The organism is Telluria sp. Soil_C_11, assembly GCF_057657395.1.
Genome location: NZ_JBDGIN010000014.1, coordinates 28,917 through 46,472 on the forward strand (window position 1 = coordinate 28,917; position 17,556 = coordinate 46,472).

General features: G+C 60.0%; 17 protein-coding genes. 6 read left to right on the forward strand and 11 right to left on the reverse strand.

The window, feature by feature from the left end; translation table 11 throughout:
* Positions 1–18: 18 nt before the first annotated feature.
* A complete protein-coding gene (locus AC3A6M_RS19445; RefSeq protein ID WP_487854373.1) occupies positions 19–735 on the reverse strand; it encodes a hypothetical protein in 717 nt (238 codons plus the stop codon).
* Between the two features lie 71 nt (positions 736–806).
* Entirely contained in the window at positions 807–2,039 is a 1,233-nt protein-coding gene (locus tag AC3A6M_RS19450) for a tyrosine-type recombinase/integrase (RefSeq protein ID WP_487854374.1), read from the reverse strand.
* A 294-nt stretch (positions 2,040–2,333) separates the two neighbouring features.
* Between AC3A6M_RS19450 and AC3A6M_RS19455 the strand changes: the two genes are divergently transcribed.
* Positions 2,334–3,122, forward strand: a complete 789-nt coding sequence (locus AC3A6M_RS19455) for an HNH endonuclease (protein WP_487854375.1) — start codon at positions 2,334–2,336, stop codon at positions 3,120–3,122.
* 14 nt (positions 3,123–3,136) lie between these two features.
* Here the strand turns inward: AC3A6M_RS19455 and AC3A6M_RS19460 are convergent, their stop codons facing one another.
* From AC3A6M_RS19460 to AC3A6M_RS19485, 6 genes are all read right to left on the reverse strand, one after another.
* Positions 3,137–3,745 (reverse strand): hypothetical protein, encoded by a 609-nt coding sequence (locus AC3A6M_RS19460; RefSeq protein ID WP_487854376.1) that lies wholly within the window; start codon positions 3,743–3,745, stop codon positions 3,137–3,139.
* Positions 3,746–3,923: 178 nt separating this feature from the next.
* Positions 3,924–4,943 (reverse strand): tyrosine-type recombinase/integrase, encoded by a 1,020-nt coding sequence (locus tag AC3A6M_RS19465; protein WP_487854377.1) that lies wholly within the window; start codon positions 4,941–4,943, stop codon positions 3,924–3,926.
* A gap of 16 nt (positions 4,944–4,959) precedes the next feature.
* Positions 4,960–5,184: a DUF4224 domain-containing protein gene (locus tag AC3A6M_RS19470; RefSeq protein WP_487854443.1), complete on the reverse strand. Its 225-nt coding sequence runs from the start codon at positions 5,182–5,184 to the stop codon at positions 4,960–4,962.
* A 14-nt stretch (positions 5,185–5,198) separates the two neighbouring features.
* Positions 5,199–6,260: a replication initiation factor domain-containing protein gene (locus tag AC3A6M_RS19475; protein WP_487854378.1), complete on the reverse strand. Its 1,062-nt coding sequence runs from the start codon at positions 6,258–6,260 to the stop codon at positions 5,199–5,201.
* 46 nt (positions 6,261–6,306) lie between these two features.
* Positions 6,307–6,699 carry a hypothetical protein gene (locus AC3A6M_RS19480; RefSeq protein WP_487854379.1) on the reverse strand — a complete coding sequence of 131 codons (393 nt, stop codon included), beginning with the start codon at positions 6,697–6,699 and terminating at the stop codon, positions 6,307–6,309.
* A gap of 148 nt (positions 6,700–6,847) precedes the next feature.
* Positions 6,848–8,329: a DUF4062 domain-containing protein gene (locus tag AC3A6M_RS19485; protein WP_487854380.1), complete on the reverse strand. Its 1,482-nt coding sequence runs from the start codon at positions 8,327–8,329 to the stop codon at positions 6,848–6,850.
* 508 nt (positions 8,330–8,837) lie between these two features.
* On the opposite strand from AC3A6M_RS19485, the gene AC3A6M_RS19490 reads away from it, so the two are divergent.
* On the forward strand, positions 8,838–9,242 hold the full coding sequence (locus tag AC3A6M_RS19490; RefSeq protein WP_487854381.1) for a BPSL0067 family protein: 405 nt from the start codon (positions 8,838–8,840) through the stop codon (positions 9,240–9,242).
* Positions 9,239–9,643: an STY0301 family protein gene (locus AC3A6M_RS19495; protein WP_487854382.1), complete on the forward strand. Its 405-nt coding sequence runs from the start codon at positions 9,239–9,241 to the stop codon at positions 9,641–9,643. The genes AC3A6M_RS19490 and AC3A6M_RS19495 overlap by 4 nt, the downstream gene beginning before the upstream one ends.
* 43 nt (positions 9,644–9,686) lie before the next feature.
* Here the strand turns inward: AC3A6M_RS19495 and AC3A6M_RS19500 are convergent, their stop codons facing one another.
* Complete coding sequence (locus AC3A6M_RS19500; protein ID WP_487854383.1) at positions 9,687–10,046, reverse strand: YciI family protein; 360 nt, start codon at positions 10,044–10,046, stop codon at positions 9,687–9,689.
* Positions 10,047–10,227: 181 nt separating this feature from the next.
* Between AC3A6M_RS19500 and AC3A6M_RS19505 the strand changes: the two genes are divergently transcribed.
* Positions 10,228–11,511 carry a sugar MFS transporter gene (locus AC3A6M_RS19505; RefSeq protein WP_487854384.1) on the forward strand — a complete coding sequence of 428 codons (1,284 nt, stop codon included), beginning with the start codon at positions 10,228–10,230 and terminating at the stop codon, positions 11,509–11,511.
* Complete coding sequence (locus AC3A6M_RS19510; protein WP_487854385.1) at positions 11,511–14,072, forward strand: family 20 glycosylhydrolase; 2,562 nt, start codon at positions 11,511–11,513, stop codon at positions 14,070–14,072. The genes AC3A6M_RS19505 and AC3A6M_RS19510 overlap by 1 nt, the downstream gene beginning before the upstream one ends.
* Here AC3A6M_RS19510 and AC3A6M_RS19515 read toward each other — a convergent pair.
* Positions 14,069–14,581 carry a response regulator gene (locus tag AC3A6M_RS19515; RefSeq protein ID WP_487854386.1) on the reverse strand — a complete coding sequence of 171 codons (513 nt, stop codon included), beginning with the start codon at positions 14,579–14,581 and terminating at the stop codon, positions 14,069–14,071. The two genes, AC3A6M_RS19510 and AC3A6M_RS19515, sit on opposite strands and share 4 nt — an antisense overlap.
* A 79-nt stretch (positions 14,582–14,660) precedes the next feature.
* Here AC3A6M_RS19515 and AC3A6M_RS19520 point away from each other — a divergent pair, with 79 nt between their 5' ends.
* Positions 14,661–16,724: a hybrid sensor histidine kinase/response regulator gene (locus AC3A6M_RS19520; RefSeq protein WP_487854387.1), complete on the forward strand. Its 2,064-nt coding sequence runs from the start codon at positions 14,661–14,663 to the stop codon at positions 16,722–16,724.
* 25 nt (positions 16,725–16,749) lie between these two features.
* On the opposite strand, the gene AC3A6M_RS19525 is transcribed toward AC3A6M_RS19520, so the two are convergent.
* Positions 16,750–17,394 (reverse strand): PEP-CTERM sorting domain-containing protein, encoded by a 645-nt coding sequence (locus AC3A6M_RS19525; RefSeq protein ID WP_487854388.1) that lies wholly within the window; start codon positions 17,392–17,394, stop codon positions 16,750–16,752.
* Positions 17,395–17,556: the final 162 nt, after the last annotated feature.

Genomic DNA, 17,556 nt, shown 5'->3' on the forward strand with positions numbered 1-17,556 from the left:
CCCATGGTCTTCAGAAAATCAGGGTAGCCCGGCTAATCTGATTTTCTTACGGTGCTTGGCGATTTCGTTGGCAAAATGGCGGAATGAAATAGCCTTTTTCTTGTCTACCAGGCAATACTCGTACTTGACCGACTTGGGGTCGGATTTATCCTCTTCGGGATCAAATTGGTTGTCTTCCAGTTCCCCATAAAAAACGGGCCATAGTTCCCTCGCGGTGTATTCCTTGTACTCCCCTGCGTGCGCCAGCTTGAAAATAATCTCGGCGGGTGTCAGTTGGGTCGGATCGACTTCAGCCTTGACACGCGGGTGTTGCGCGCGAGCTGACTGCCGCTGGCGTTCCGCCGCACCATAGTTGAAGTTGGCATGTAATTTTTGTTGGGCGGCGAAATCTTGTTGAGCGGTCAGGCGGAGAATCTGATCCCGTGCATCCGAGAGCCGTTCAAGAGGCGTAGTGGTCGGCTCGGCACGGTCGATCAGCAAAGCCCAGATCTGTTGCTCGCTGATATTGAACTTGGCCGCGACGTTGGTGAGTGCCGTCGGAACCTGCTTGCGGAGGAGGAGCGCGGCCGTGATAGGGTCGCGCGCCTCAGAATCAGGACCGGACAGGAACGGCGCCAGGTCAGCGCAGAGAGCGGCCCAGACCCGCTCGGCGAATCCGGCGTTCCAGCGCAAAAGATATATAGCCACTTCGTTTTGATATTTGCACCACGTCGAATAGTTTTCCATCTCGAGCATTACCTTTGAGGGATGTTTCAGTTAGAACTAGCGCTGGTAGACAGACGCTTGATGCAGGCCGCCAAATTCGTTCAGTTCGGCTGCTGCCCGGGATGCGGACTGGTGTTAACGAACGAGGCCCAGTCTGCCATCATGGAGGTTCGCTTTACGAACAGGTCGTCACGTTGATAAGCGCGCACCGTATCGCTGCCCACGGTGTGCCCGAGCGCCATTTCGCGCACTTCAGAGGGATAGGCAGTAGACGACGCGGCCCAGCTTGAAAACGTCGAGCGGAACCCATGCGGGACCGCCTCAAGGTTCATACCACGCATGAGTTCCGTGAGCGCCATGTCGGATAGTGGCTGATCGTTCTTGCCGGGGAAAATCAGCGTGCCACCTTCGCCCTGCGGTACCGACTTCAGCAAGTTCAGAGCTGGATCAGACAACGGGACACGGAGTGGCCGCTTCATTTTCCGGCCGGGTTCGGCCGGGATGTTCCAGACCTGGTTTTTCCAATCGATCTCATCCCAGGTAGCCAGTCTGGCGGCGCCGGAGCGGCACGCGGTGAGGACGACGAATTCAAGGCAACGTGCACTCATGCTTGTCATGGCCTGCAGGCGGCGCATGAATCCATACATGTCGTCCGCAGGCACTGCGGGATGATGTTCGACCGGCGCGACGTCCGAGGGCTTGGGCAGCAATTTGTCGAGGCAGCCACGCCAGCGTGCAGGGTTGGTTTGTTCACGGTAGCCGTGAACGGCCGCCCAGTCGAGGATCTGCTCGATGCGGTTACGCACTCGGTTGATGGTCTCGTTCTTGGTCGTCCAGTGCGGCTCCACGATCTGCATGATGTGTTCGACGCGGATGTTAGCCACGGCCATGTCGCCGATCAACGGGTAGACGTAGCTGGCGAGTGTGTTCTGCCACTGCTGGGCGTGTTTAGCGTTACGCCATCCGGGTTTCTTCGCCTCGATGAACTTTTCTGCGCAGCGCCGGAAGGTCCAGGCCAAGCGCTTTTCTGCTTCCTGTTGCTCGTGCAGGGCTTGCTTGCTCGACATGCGTTTGGAGACGGGATCAGTGCCGGCAGCGATTTCATCGCGCGTCGCCTGGGCCTTTTCGCGTGCCAACGCTAGAGAAACAGCAGGGTAGGGACCAAGGCCGATCTCACGGCGCTTACTGCCCACGGTCACCCGCAGGAGCCAGGACCGGGTGGCAGACTCCGAGACCTGCAACAGCAGGCCGGGAACGCCGCCGACAAAGTGATAGCCGGGCGTGATCAGGCGGCGGACTTCGAGTGCGCTGAGTTCCTTAGCGATACGTGGCATGATTACCCACCTTCTACCCCCCAAAGGAAAATGTAATCTTATGCTAACGTGTGCGACGTAGTGATTCAAGCGTTTTTGGATTTTTGCTCGCACCTTAGAGGGAGGAAGTCAAAAGGCTGGTCTCAGGACGGATCAAGTCATGTTGGCCCATCGCCAATCCCGGCGGACCCTCTCTCCGCCACAGATTCTACTAAGGCCGCTTTCGAGCGGCCTTTTTCATTTGCGCTATAGATTTGATGTGCGCTATTCGAATCGGTGCTATCTTGCCTGTTCAATATGTATTGAAAGGGCAAGATGGACTTTGCGGCGTGGATGAAATCGACTGGCTTGTCGGATAAATCGATTGGCAGTTACGTTGGGGCGATGAAAGGCGTTTTGACCAACTGGGCACTCAGTCATCAGCTGACAACGAAGCAACTACTAACGATCTCGGATCCTCTAGAGTTTGCTGCCCTAGCTAAGAAGATCAGGCAGACGGAAGAGTTTATGTCCTGGAATAGGACCGGTCACGGCATGTACAAAGCCGCCTTGAAAAACTATCAAAAATATCTTGAAGCCAGCAGTTTTCATCTTAAAGCAGACCCGGCTGAGTATGGACCTTACCAGCAGCAGGTCCAACAATTGCAGTCTGAAGCGGATGAGCCGTTCAATCCGAAAGGGCAAGAAGATGCACGAGCTCGGGTGCTGCGCCAAGTAGTTCAGCGTCAAGGCCAAAGGAAGTTTAGGCAGTCACTTATTGCGGCGTATCGAGGATGCTGTGCAATCACTGGTTGCCCCGTAACGGCCCTGCTGGAAGCCGCGCATATCACGCCCTATCTGGGACCTGACACGAACTCGATAACGAATGGTCTTTTGCTTCGCGCAGACTTACACACCCTCTGGGATCTTGGCCTAATCGCGGTAGAGCCAGGTAAGCGGACGGTTTGGGTAAGCCCAAAGGTGAACGACTCAACTTACCAGGCACTCTCAGGTAGGCTCCTGGCAGAACCTGCCCATCCTAGCCAACGACCAGTGTTCTCGACATTGCAGCAGCAGTGGGACCTCGCGCAAAAGGACGCTTTACTTGTCGGGATAGAGACATGAGGTCCCGCTGTGTATTAGGCTAGATTACTGTGTTTGGGTTCTGTCTTTCCACTCATGTCCAGCACGCCATCGACGGCTAAATCTCGCCAAGGATCGATGAACCTACCGCAGTGCCAGAAGAACATAGGTGCGAAGAAACATCTATCGTTCAACAGAGGTAAGACTTTCGTTGGCGTGGCAGGGACAACGGTGCCTGTATAACGGAAAAGGTGAACGTTCATAAGCCACTCATCGAACTCTTCCTGATACTCAGCTGGATCTCGTGGGATGGCGAGTCTTTCTTCGTCCTCTGCTTCATCATCCTCGCGTTGGTACCAGGCGAGGATATCGGCTTTGACGAACTCGAAGGCTCGAAAGTCATCAACGAATAAGTCGTCAGCTCGCCAATTGTCCATCGCGTCTTTAATGTCGTACGCTACTAACAAACCCGATCGATACGCTGTTTCGGTAATGCGGTTGAGCTTCGCTTCAGTTACAACGTGATGCCAGTTGTCGAACCGATTGATCTTAGCAACTCGGTCGAGTGCCTGAATATGTGACAAGTCACTGGATTTCTTCAATGCTCTTGCCTGCTGTTTCCACTTCCCGAAAGTGGTAGACGAAAAAATAAAATCTGTGTGCATGAGACGCTCCTTCATGCGGTAGCTCTAGCGCCCACTACTAGATCCCGCAGTTCAGAGGATCTCAGAGAGAAGTGAAGATGATCGTCCCGTCCGGGTGCGCAAGGTGGGCTGCCAGGCCTCGATCCGGCCTACATGGATGATATCTGACTGAACGCTCAACTACAACAACTCGGCTGTGTCAGCGAAGCGGGTCTACTAACTCGGGCTTTCGCCGGTAAACCCGATCAGTTAGACGACTGTCGGCATGGGACAGTAAAGCTCTGGCATGTTCCAGGGTCTTCGCATCGCTCGCGCACTTCGCCCGTAAGTCATGCTCTGTAAAGCGTACGCTGACCTTTGTCTCAGCCAGCAGCCGAGACATGAAGCCGCGCCACATCGAATCCCATCCTCCAGCTCGCCCGGTCTCATCGTCGAAGTAGCATTCGCCCTTGCGGGTGCAAAAGAGGTAAGGGGAGTAGCTGTTTGGTCGCACCTCTTTGGCTGACTCGACGGTCTGTCGAAGCTCATCGGACCAACGGATGATCAGACGCTTCCCCGTAGTGCCTTGAGTTTTTCGTGGCGTCACGTGAATCCCATCTTCTTTCAAGTCAGCCACCGCTAGGCGAAGTAGGTCGCCGCGGCGCATACCGGTCAGCAGTTTAAGACGGATGTAAGCTTGGACGGACTTGATGCTGCCCGCGGTTCGCCGAGACGAGAGCGACAGACATTCCACGATCTCCCAGTCCTCCACATATCGCTTGCGTGACTTCTCACCGGTCAACCGGATCTGGCCTTTGAATGGATGGCGGTCGATGTAGCCCCACTCAACGGCTTTGGTAAAAGCGTGCGACAGGATCTCGATCTCGCGTCGCGCCGATGTTTTTGCAGCGCGTTTTTCGATGTACAGGTAGACGTGCCGAGGCTTCAGATCATGCAATCCGACGTCGGCAAATACGCCACGTAACGGCTTAATCGCTACGCGGTTGTGAGCCTGGGTCGATATGCCTTTTGTCGGGACAACCTCAAGCGCGTAGCGGTCCAGGAGCGCACCAATCGTGCTCGCGTGATCAACGCTACCAATGCGGTCCGCCCAAGTTCGGTACGCTTCTGGCAGCGTCTTGCCGAGCCTAAACGTACGTTTACCATCCCAGGCGCCCTCGGCACCGATAGGAACCTGATAGTAGTAGGCGCCATGGTCGAAACGCCAGCGAGAGGGCAAACCTCGGTTCTCAGGTCTACGCGGACGCGGCATGTAGTGCTCCCCAGTTTGGTTCTGTAGGTGATCTAGAAGCGTTGCGATTTTCAACGCCGAAGACTGTCTCGATGTGGCTGCGCATGACCGCAACCGATCCGTCAGGACGTACGCAATGCTGAATGCCCATCGCACGTAAAGTACGGATTTGTGCAGCGTATTGAATCCGATTGGTAAGGGCTTTGAGCTCGTCCTTAGAAAGGAACATAGGATGCAGCACGGTCACGCCTCCTCCTCGCTTTCGCTCTTGCTGTGTGGTGTGATGAAATCGCTATGAGAATCTACGAGCGGATGTTGAAGCCGGCGCGGTATACCAACGCGGAACAACCGATCTAGTACGGCGTCCGGTGCTCCCTCGACTTCAAGCATCACGTTTAGGAGTGGACCATACGCCCGGCTCGCGTACTCGACTAAGTGCTCGTAGCTGATCTGCGTTTGACGCTGAACGGTACGTATGCGCGACATCTCCTCCTGCACCCAATGCAGTGCCTTCGGATAGCTGCCGACAACGTATCGCGCAGGCTCTAGCAGAACATCCCAGGGAATCACGCGGTCAACGTTGTGCAATTCAACCTCCCAACGCACCCAGGGATGCCAACGGTGACCCAACTGCATACCTTTCTCGTAGACGCGGAGCATTTTGCCGTTCTTACGCTTGCCGACGTAGAAGGTTCGGCCTGATCCATCCGGCTGAATCCAGTTTCCGTTCTGATTGCAAGAAGGCGTGTTGCCACCCACATTGAAGTCGCCTCGCCAGTAACAGGCAACAGCGCAATCGACCGAATGCGAGCCTAAGAAATCGTCAACCGCGCCATCCCACCGTGTGATGCGCGACGAGGGAAATGAAGAGAGCAACGCGAGCACTGCTCGCCAATCTTGAATCACAGAGCAAGCTTCGCCTGGCAGGCTCAGGAGGGCCGTGCCTCGTTGCCCACCGTAGGCAAATAGGGCTGATGTGGTCCCCAGCAGAAAGGATTTTTTGTAGCCGATGTGGCCTTTGTCACGCTCGACTACAGGCGCAAACTTCTCACCCAGCACTTCAACAAGCTTGCGGATGAAAATCGGTAGCGCGTCGGCGAAGCTCTCGAACGCAAAGGTGCAGTTCAAGTAGTCAGTAATCGCCGCATAAGGGTGCGTGCCTGGCACCTCTTCAGGTGAAAACTTTCCCCCCGTATTACCAGACGGGGGGAGTTGCGCACCGATCGCACCACCGTCCGCTGGCGCGGCCGCTGCTGCGATCGGCACGCCCTGGGGCGGTACAAAGGAATGTATAGGGGTATCCATGTCCCCTATGCTAGGGGTATTGGGTATCCCTTGTCAAGGGTATTGATTACCCCTTTGTTCCGCTTGGTCCTGCCAGCTCGCGCCGATCCTCGATGGGAATGTCGCCACTCACCACCTTCCAGAAGTTGCCAATTTCTGTCGCGATTCTGTAGCCCAGGGACCGCTGCGCCACTGGTCCTTCTTCCGGGAAGAAGTCACGCACTGAGATGCCGAGTATCTCTTCGTACTTTCTGATCGTTCGCTTGTTATGGATAACTACCAGCACCTTCCAGCCGACGTAGTCACCTAGCATCAGCATGCCGAGCGCTTTCTCTAACTCGTCAACGGTGCCAGAAAAGCGGTTCAATGCATCGTTTGCGATATGGACGAGCTGCTCTGCGCGCTCAGGAGGGTGAACGGTCTGTGCGGGTGGGGTAGGGTATTTGTCTTTGCGTGCCATCTTCGCTCCTTGAAGTTGACAGAATAGACTGGGAAGGGGTTTTCAACAACCCTTGTTCGGTGCACGTGGGCCAGCTACCCACCGCGCCGCTCGCTCCTAACAACTTATAGGCAGCGAGCAACGCCACGGATAACCCTAGATCGCGTTCTTATGGCTCGGTTGCTGGTGCACCAGAGGCCTCTTGATCCTGTTGACCTGATGCATGGATATCTTTAAGGGCGGCAACAATTTGGGCCTTGAGAGACTCTATTACCGGAGATAGATCATCATCTTTCGGAGTCTCATACTTCAAATTAATTGCTTTGCTTATCCCATCCATTGCTTCAGGAAGCACTGAGATATTTACGGAGTCGTCTGTAACATTTATAAGGAATCTCTTGTTTTCACTCTCTGGGGTGGAGTTGAGGAAAATTTTCAGCATATCCTCAATGTAGCTATTTTTTGTAAGTAATATGCGCGAAGGACGTGACGCCGGGGCTGTATCTGAGTCCTGGTCAATTTCTTCGTTCGGGCGCTGAATATTGCCTTCAATATATGGCTCGTCGTAGTGCCGCAGTGAAACGACCGAGCGGCTCTCTCGACTATCTAGCACTGCGTTTAGAATTGCATCTTTAGTATCTGGCCCAAGAGACTGGAACTCGTTCCAATCTTGCGTAAATCGGGGAATCATACGTATCGAATGTCGAGCGCGATAATAGGTATTATCGTCTCGTATTAATATCATTGAGGGGACAAATCTAGCTCTAGATTCATCTGGTTTAATCTCGATAATTCCCAATGCCTTCAGAAGATCATCCCAGGGAGTCGTTGAGCGCAATAACCTCATCGTCTCAATTGGGCGGTACTCGATGCCAATAGATAGCAGGAAATCAAGAACGTGGCGGAAACGGATGGTTCCTTTAGCTGTCTCTTTCAGTTCCCTATTGGAGATTGAGCTTAAGACAGCAGCTTTCAGATCGGCAATTTGGCTACTTAGGTTTTCAATCCTGCGGCCTTCGATTGATTTCGTGCGTTGTTCGTGCAGTAAACGTTGAAACAACCCTGCCCACTGCTTTTTTAGATGAAACTCGATATCTTCGAAGCGCGTAAACTCGTAAACACTATTGTTCTCATTTCTCAGTCTAAGGAAGTTTATGAATTCAAAAATATATGCAGCGGTGTCGGCTTTATCAATGGATGAGAACTCGATCTGGTTAATGATAGGTTTATTTTTATTTTTCTCATATGTCAGATGGTCCCGCATAACCCCTGCATCAACGAAAGCAAAAACAGGAAGTCCAGTTTGTATGGCCTGCAATACTTCAGCTTGAGTAATTGATATTTTGGTTTTGTCTTCGCCAAAGCGTTCTGCTCGACTTAAATCTGTTAGGTGATCAAGATCTACAAGGTCTAATGCTTTTGGAACTGTCGTGCCGCCAAAACGAGAGCCAACCAAAAGTACAAGAACGTCACAGTTTATTACTTCACGTAGGCAGCTCGTGTGTGTATGAATCCGAGGATCATAAATCACATCAGATTGGTCGCTCATAACGGGCTCATATCCAATGTTAACTAACATCCCACGTAGCTGTGCACGGGTAGCATGCAAGTCATAGCAAGTTGAGGATATGAATACTTTAAGGTTGGCCATGTTCGAAGAAAGTTCCCCAGAAGAAGTGCACAGAATGCAACATTTCTAGCAGTACAGTCAAGGAATTTGCGCTAAACAGCGGCCTGAATTGTACTTTCCAAAGCAAAGATTCTTTCACTTCACGCATGCAAATAGCGCTAAAAGCTTCGCTAAGTATTTGAAACTAATGATGAATATTGCTTTTGCCATATTGGTTCATAGCCTATCGGGGGTTCGAATCCCCCTCTCTCCGCCAGAATGCTAAAGCCCTTGATCTTCAAGGGCTTTTTTATTTTCTTCAGTACAGCATCAGCGGCGCCCTCGACCGTCAGGGAACAGAATCCGGTACTGCGATCCTGCTGCCATCCTGGAAGCGCAGGGCGCCAGGTTCGCGCTTCCCCCCGCGTGCTTGCCAAACCCGACCAGCGCCGTGCACGCGCTATTGATCTGCCGCCAGCAACCAGTTGATGGCTGATAAGTCGCCGTACTCCCAGATCAGGAACATGTCCTCTCCAGTTCAGGAGGACATATGCCATTCCTGTACAACGCAGTGCGAAGCCTGGCGGGAAAGCCACTCGTCGACGGCGGAGATTGCGTGGCGCTTGTGAAGGCGCATGCGCCCGGGCTCAAGGGGATTTCGACCACCGCATGGAAGCCGGGTGCGCAGGTTGTGGACGTCGCGCAGACGCTTGCGCCCGGCACGGCGATCGCGACATTCGAAGACGGCCGCTATCCGCAACGAACCACCGGCCAGCACGCTGCCTTCTTCGTATCGTCGGCGGGCGCCGGCATCTGGGTGATGGACCAGTGGAAGAATGACCCGCGAAAGCCCGTGGTATCGCTGCGACACATCCCACGCAGGGGAAAGACCAAGGATGGGAAGTGGATGGACCCGAGCAACAATGCCGAGGCGTTTTCGGTGATAGAGCGATGAGGCGCGTAGTCCTGCTTATAGGGCTGTTTCCAGTCCTTGCGGCGGCCCAGACGGTGACCTGCCCGGAGTCCGTTCCCGAAACGTCGATCCAGGTCATGAGGGCGCCTGCCGGATGGATTGCTACGACTCCCGGCCTTGTGCGGCTGGACGGTGGCGGCGTGCTGAGCGCGAACCCGAAGCAGATGCAGTATCTGGTCCCGGGCAGCTCGAAGAAGGTGAAGGGCGGTTCGGCGTCGACGTGGCGCTTCGACGCCGGCGAGGAGAAGTGGCTGTATTGCACCTACGGGAGAATGGCCGTCCAGTTGTCGAAGCGCATGGACGACAAGGCGACGACTTGCGAGGTAACCGCAAAGCTGGAGAGAAAGGACGTAGTCACATCGATCACGGCGGTTTGCCGGTAGCGCCCGCTGCCCTCAAGTGCGGCAGCAGGCGATCAGGGAGCCCTTACTGGGCCCGCACCGGCATCTCATAAAACGGCCGAACCTCCGCCCCCACCCGGCAAGCCGCCGCCGCCTTCCGCCCCCATTCCAGCGCCTCATCCATATCCTTGCACTCGAGCACCCAGAACCCGCCCACATGCTCCTTGGCCTCCAGGTAAGGTCCATCGGTCAGGACCGAAGAACCATCCCCCCGTAAGCGCACCGACCGCGCCTCCCCAACCGGCCTCAATCCCCCAACAAACACCCTGACGCCGGCCGCGACCATTTCACGGTTGAGCGCACTGATATCCTCCCGCACCGCTTCCCCTTCGCTGGCCGGGTCGAAATCGTCGCGGTGATGAATGGCAACCAGATACTGAGTCATACAAAGTCTCCTTGATTAGATGAGCAGGCGATCCGCGCCGCCTCCTGCTGTCGACGAACGGGCATCCCGGTTTTCGACAACATTTACTAAACAAACCCCATAACAGCCCCATCGATGGACTTGCCTCCAGGCCACTGCTAGCATGACATATCGACTACGAACGAGGTGCCGCAGCATGGAAGTGAGCGCAAATCCAACCGAACAGCACAGCAGCAATTCGATCCGCGAAGTGGTCGTCGGCATGCTGTTCGTGGGACTCCTGTTCTTCATCCTCGGTTTCGTCACCTGGCTGAACGGCTCCCTGATCCCCTTCCTGAAGATCGTCTGCCAGCTGAGTAACTTCCAGGCCCTGTGGGTCACCTTCGCCTTCTATATCGCGTACACCGTGATGGCCCTGCCGTCGGCCGCGGTGCTCAAGCGGACCGGCTACAAGAAGGGGATGACGCTGGGGCTGGGCATCATGGGCGCCGGCGCCTTGCTGTTCATTCCGGCGGCGCAGAGCACGCGCTACGAACTGTTCCTGGCCGCGCTGTTCACGCTGGCCACCGGCATGACCCTGATGCAGACCGCCATCAATCCCTACATCGTCTGTCTCGGCCCGCGCGAGAGCGCCGCCATGCGCATCAGTATCATGGGCCTGTTCAACAAGGGCGCCGGGATCGTCGTGCCGCTCGTCTTCACCAGCCTGATGCTGAAGGATATCGACACCGCTTCGCAAGCCGTCCTGTCGCAGCGCCTGGTGTTCCCGTATGCCTGCATGGGGGCGGTGCTGTTCGCGATCATGGTCTTCATCCATTTTTCGAAGCTGCGCGAGATCCCGCCCGAGCTTGATGATGCCGACAGCCGCGTCGACGCCACGTCGGTGCTGCAGTTCCCGCAGCTGGTGCTGGGCGCGCTGGCGCTGTTCGGTTACGTCGGCGTGGAGGTGATCGCCGGCGACACCATCGGCCTGTACGGCCACGAACTGAAGGTCGCTAACTTCGGCGTGCTGACCTCGTACACGATGGTGTGCATGGTGCTCGGTTACCTGGTCGGCGTCGCCGCGATTCCGCGCTACCTGTCGCAGCAGCGTGCGCTGGTGTTGTCCGGACTGGCCGGCATCCTGCTGACCGTCGGCGTGACGACCGGCTCGACCACCGGCACCGGCCTGTCCCAAGTGCTGCTGGGCTGGACCGGCGCGCCGCTGGTGCCAAACACCGTGATGTGCCTGGCGCTGCTCGGTCTCGCCAACGCGATGGTGTGGCCGGCGATCTGGCCGCTGGCCCTGCAGGGACTGGGTCGCCATACCGCCAGCGGTTCGGCCGTGCTGGTGATGGCGATCGCCGGCGGCGCGCTGCTGCCGCTGCTGTACGGCCACCTGTCGGACGTCGTCACGGCGCGCAGCGCCTACTGGCTGCTGCTGCCTTGCTATGCGCTGATCCTCTGGTACGCCGCCAGCGGGCACAAGATCCGGAGCTGGCGCTGATGGCCGCGCGTGTCCCGCTGACCGCGCTGGCATTGATCGGCGCGCTGCTGGTCCCGGTCGCGCCGGCCCTGGCGGACGCGCCGGCAAAGCAGGCGGCGCCGGCCGCACTGAACGGCGTCGCCAGCGCCGCGAAGCTGCAGCTGCGCTGGGAACTGCAGCGCAACCTGTTCGGTCCGGAGGCGCCGCGCGGGCGCTCGCAGGCGCGCCTGATCCTGAGCAACCGCGACAGCCAGCCCTTGCCGCCGCAGGGCTGGTCGCTGTACTTCAATTGCCTCGACCGCCTGCAGCCCGGCGAACTGGCGAGCGGCCTGGTCCTCGAGCATGTGGCCGGCAGCCTGTTCCGCCTGCGTCCCGGACAGGGTTTCGCCGGCGTGGCGCCGGGCCGGACGCTGGACATCGTCTACACCTACGCGAGCCTGGTCATCAAGCTGGCCAAGGCGCCGATGGGGCCCTACCTGGTGTACGACTCCGCGCCCGACCTCGGCGTGGCGATCGCCGACTTCGCGCTGCTGCCGGTCACCCGTCCGGAACAGCTGGACCGGGGCAGCAGCGGCGCCATGCCGGTGGTGACGCCCGAAGACACCTATCGCCGCAACACCCGCGCAAACCTGCTGCCCGCCGCCGAGGTGCCGCCGGTGCTGCCGACGCCGCTGCAATTGCAGACCGGCGCCGGCAAGCTGAAGATGGCTTCGCGGCCAACGGTGCAAGCGCCGGATGCCTTGAAAAATGAAGCAGCGCTGGCGCGCTCGCTGTTCGCCGCGAACCTGCCTGCGGGCGGCCCGGCGCTCAAACTCGGCATCGGCAAGGTGGAAGGCCAGACCTCGCCCGAAGCCTATCGACTGACCGTCCGCGCCGGCAGCGGCATCGCCATCGTCGGCAACAGCGCGGCCGGCGTGGCCTACGGCCTGCAGACCCTGCGCGACCTGCTGCCGCTGCCCGACGCCAAAGAGCCGGCCCTGGACGAGGTCACCATCGTCGACGCCCCGCGCTTCGGCTACCGCGGCTTCCAGCTCGACGTCGCGCGCAACTTCCACGGCAAGCAGACGGTGTTCAAGTGGCTCGACCTGATGGCGCGCTACAAGCTGAACACCTTGCACTTCCACCTCACCGACGACGAAGGCTGGCGCCTCGAGATCGCCGGCCTGCCGGAACTGACGGCCATCGGCGCCGTGCGCGGCCACAGCGCGAAGCCTGGCGTGCGGCTGCAGCCGGCCTACGGCTCCGGACCGGATCCGAAAGACCCCAATGGCAGCGGCTACTTCAGCCGCGCCGACTACATCGAGATCCTGCGCTACGCGAAAGCCCGCCACATCGAGGTGATCCCGGAAATCGAAATGCCCGGCCACGCGCGCGCCGCCGTGCAGGCGATGGAAGCGCGCTACCGCCGCTTGACGGCGGAAGGGCGCAAGGACGCGGCAAAGTACCTGCTGAACGACTTCGACGACCGCTCGAGCTACAGCTCGGCGCAGTACTACAGCGACAACGTCATCAATCCCGGCCTCGACTCGACCTTCACCTTCATCGACCACGTGGTCGCGCAGATCGCGGCGATGCACCGCGAAGCCGGCGCGCCGCTGCACACGATCCACATGGGCGGCGACGAGCTGCCGAGCGGCGCATGGGAGCGTTCGCCGGCCAGCCTCGCGCGCATGCGCAAGGAGAAGCTGGAGAACACCGCCGACCTGTGGGACTATTTTTATGACCGCGTCGACGGCATCCTGCGCAGGCACGGCCTGTTCGCCTCCGGCTGGGAAGAGCTGGCGGCGCGCCAGACCACGCTGCGCGGCCGTCCGAAGCTGATCCCGAACCCGCGCTTCACGCAGCGCGGCTTCCGGGCCTGGGTGTGGAACAACACGCGCGGCGCCGAGGACTTCGCCAACCGCCTCGCCAACGCCGGCTACGACATCGTGCTGGCGCCGGTCGGCAGCATGTACATGGACATGTCGACGAACCCGAATCCGGATGAGCCGGGCGTGAACTGGAACGATTACGTCGAACTGGACAAGGTGTACGACTTCATCCCCTTCGACATGCTGAAGAACCTCGACGAGGCGGCGCGCATCGGCAAGGATGGCCTGACCGACTACGGCAAGCGCCGCGTGCGCGGGCTGGAGGCGACGCTGTTCACCGAGACGGTCCGCGATCCGGCCCGCATCGATTACCTGGTCATGCCGCGCCTGCTGGCGGTGGCGGAGCGGGCCTGGGCGCCGGATCCGGCCTGGGCCACGGAAGCCGATCCCGCCAGGGCCGAGGCCCTGCATCGCGCCGCATGGTCGGGCTTCGTGAATGCGCTGGGCCGGCGGGTGCTGCCGCGCCTCGACCTGGAGCAGCCGGGGCTGGCCTACCGCATCGCGCCGCCCGGCCTGCTGCTGGACGGAGACCGGGTGCTGGTCAACCACGTCCTGCCCGGCATCGCGCTGCGCTACACGAGCGACGGCAGCGAGCCGACCGTCGCCAGCAAACCGGTGACCGGACCGATCGAAGAACGTGGATTGATCAAGGTGGCCGCCTTCGGCCGCAACGGCAGGCGCGGCCTGGTGGCGAGCATCGACCGCCGCTAGCGCGGCCGCGTGCGCCGCTGCCCCTGGCGCCGCCGCTCGCCTTGTTCGGTCGCGTGGACCGCGTAGGACGGCATCGCGCCGTTGCCGTCGATGCCGAAATCGATGACCCGGCGCAGCGAGCGCAGGGTGACCGGCTTGGCCAGCACCGTGCTCCGGCCTGCATGGTAGTGGGGGATGTGGCCTTGCTCGTCGAGCAGCAGGATGACCGGGGCCTGCGGCGCCAGCCGGGTGATTTCGCCGATGAAGGAGCGGCGGTCGTCGGCGTTGAAGGTGGTGTAGGTGAGGACCAGGTCGAAGCGCACCGTCTGGGCTGTATTCAGGGCCGCGCGCGGGCTGTCGGTGGTGGCCACGATATAGCCGAGCGACTTCAGCAGAACGGAAATCTCTCTGCAGGCCATGGGGTCATGTTCTACAAGCAGTGCACATCGCATTGGCAATCCTCCTGTAAGGTGGATGATGACGGCCGTCGCTAGTTCAATCGGAAAGTTGTAACAATCTTTCTCATCCATTCACCTGCGGCGACTGCATGTCATGACGTGTCGCTGTGCTACAGTCTTGTTTTACCGAAATCGCCGATGCAGTCCTGAAATGAGCCAAGAGCTGGTCACCAACAATTGGACTGAAGAACAACGCCTGGTGGCGCTCGAACGCTATGGCATCCTCGACACGCCGCCGGAACAGGCCATCGACGACCTGGTGCGGCTGGCGGCGGAATTGCTGGAAGCGCCGATCGCGGCGGTCAACCTCATCGATACGCATCGCCAGTGGTTCAAGTCCGAGATCGGCCTGGGCGTGCGCGAGATACCGCTCGACGATTCGATCTGCAAGCATGCGCTGCTGGGCGAAGGCATGATGGTCGTGCCCGACGCCACCGAGGATCCGCGCTTCGCCTGCAACCCGCTGGTGACCGCCGCCTCCGGACTGCGCTTCTACGCCGGGGCGCTGCTGACCACGCCCGAAGGCCTGCCGCTCGGGACCCTGTGCGTGCTCGACAGGACCGCGCGCCCGCAAGGACTGAGCGCCAGCCAGCGCTTCGCCCTGCAGACCCTGGCCGGACAGGTGATGGCCCAGTTCGAACTGCAGCGCCAGGCCGGGATCGAGCGCCGCCTGCGTTCCAGCGAATCGGCCCGGCTGCGCGGCGAGCAGCGCTACCGCACCGTCCTCGATTCGATCGACGTCGGCTTCTGCATCATCGAGATGATCCATGACGCCCAGGGCGAGCCGTGGGACTACCGCATCCTCGAAGTGAACCCGGCCTTCGTCAAGCACACCGGCCTGGAGGATGCGGTCGGGCATACCATCCGCGAGCTGGTCCCGGCCCACGACATACGCTGGTCGCGCATCTACGGGCGCGTGGCCAGGACCGGGCTGCCGGTACGCATCCAGCAGCACACGGCCAACCTGGACCGCTGGCTGGACGTCTACGCGGCCCGCCTCGGCGATCCGGACAGCCGGCAGGTGGCCGTGTTCCTGCGCGACGTTACCGAGGAACGCGAACGCGGCGAAGCGCTGCAGCGGCTGGCCGACGACCTGGCGGACGCCAACCGCCGCCAGTCCGAATTCCTGGCCACGCTGGCGCACGAGCTGCGCAATCCGCTGGCGCCGATGCGCGCCGGCCTCGACCTGTTGCGCATCGGCGCCGACAAGCCCGCCCTGCTGGCCAAGGTCAGGCCGATGATGGAACGCCAGGTCAACCACCTGGTGCACCTGGTCGACGACCTGCTCGACCTGGCCCGCATCAGCAGCGGCAAGGTCGAGCTCAAGATGACCGAGGTGGCGCTGAAGGACGTGCTGCAGCGCGCGGTCGAGATGACCCTGCCTGGCATCGAAGCCAGGCGCCACGCCTTCCGCATGGAGATCGCCGACGACGGCATGGTGGTGCATGCGGACGCGACCCGGCTCGCCCAGGTGGTCGGCAACCTGCTGTCGAACGCGGCCAAGTACACCATGGAAGGCGGGTCCATCGTCCTCGAAGCGCGCCGGGAGCAGAAGGGCGGCGGGCAGGCGAAAATCGTCGTGCGCGACAGCGGGATCGGGATCCCGGCCGAGGCGCTGCCGAACATCTTCGACATGTTCACCCAGGTGGGGCGCCATCCGGAGCAGGAGTCCGGCGGCCTTGGCATCGGCCTGCACCTCGTCAAGCAGATGACCGAACTGCACGGCGGCAGCGTGCGTGCCGAAAGCGCGGGCCCGGGGCAGGGCAGCGTCTTCACGATCGAACTGCCGCTGGCGCAGGCACGCGGCCGCATGGACGGCGTCGGCGCCGGCGCCCCGGTCCGCGCCGGCAGGGGCCCGCTGCGGATCCTGCTGGCGGACGACAATGTGGATGCGGTCGAGCTGCTGCGCGACCTGCTCGAACTCGAAGGACACCAGGTCGAAGTGGCGGCCAACGGACTGGCCGCGATCGAGACGGCAGAAAGCTTCCTGCCCGACGTCGCCTTCCTCGACATCGGCATGCCGGGCCTGAACGGCTACGAAGTCGCGCGCCGCCTGCGCGCCACGCCAGCGCTGGCGCAGGCCAGGCTGGTCGCGGTGACGGGTTGGGGCACGCAGGAAGACCGCGCGCGCTCGGAAGCGGCCGGCTTCGACGCCCACCTGACCAAGCCGGTCGAGCTGGGCGCCCTGCACGAGATCATCGCTTCATGCGGCTGAACGCGCGTCCAGCCTCGCGATCGAACTAAACGGCGCGGCGGCGGCGCGCAATCCAGCCGGCCAGTGCGCCGATCGCCAGGGTAGCCATGCCGGCCGGCTCCGGCAGCGGCTGGTCCTGTTCCTGGGCTCTGCCATGCATCTGGCCAAACTCGAGGACGCGCAGCATGCCGCGGTCGCCCCCGCAGGACGGATGGGCGAAGCCGCAGCCGAATTCCTCGTCGCTGTGCGCCGCCAGCAGGGTGAAGAAGGGGCCATCGCTCGCCATGCTGAAATCGGAGAAGCCGCTGTTGGCATCGATCGTGCCCTTCAGGCGGCCGCCCGGCAGGAAGTCCAGCGCCAGCGACAGGCGCTGCAGGCCGGGAAGCAGTTCGTCGCCGAGGCGGTAGTCGATCATGTTCCATTGCTGGTTGCCGTCGGCGCCGGCAAACCAGTAGCGCAGCGACAGCAGGCTGTCCTGCTGCTGCACGCAATTGCCGTAATTGCACATGTTCACGACATTCAGGTCGACCGAGCCCTGGGCCACGGCGGCGTCGGTGAAGACGAGTTCGAGGTGCAGCCCGTCCGGCGTGGAAGGCGAGTGTTTCACCTGATTCCAGGTATAGACCACGTCCGCCGAGGCGGCGTGGGTGAAGAGGGCGGTAGCGGCCAGGCAGAGAATCTTGCGCAACATTTGTGTCTCCAGGAAAGGTCGCATTTAACAAGCAAGGATTGCGCCTGCCTGCGCATGTATTTGATTTAACAAAGAATTTAACAAATCTGGCCGCCAAGGGACTTGCACTTTGTAAAGCGTGCCGACAGTGCTCAACCGTACATAAGGCGCCGGCGCATGGCC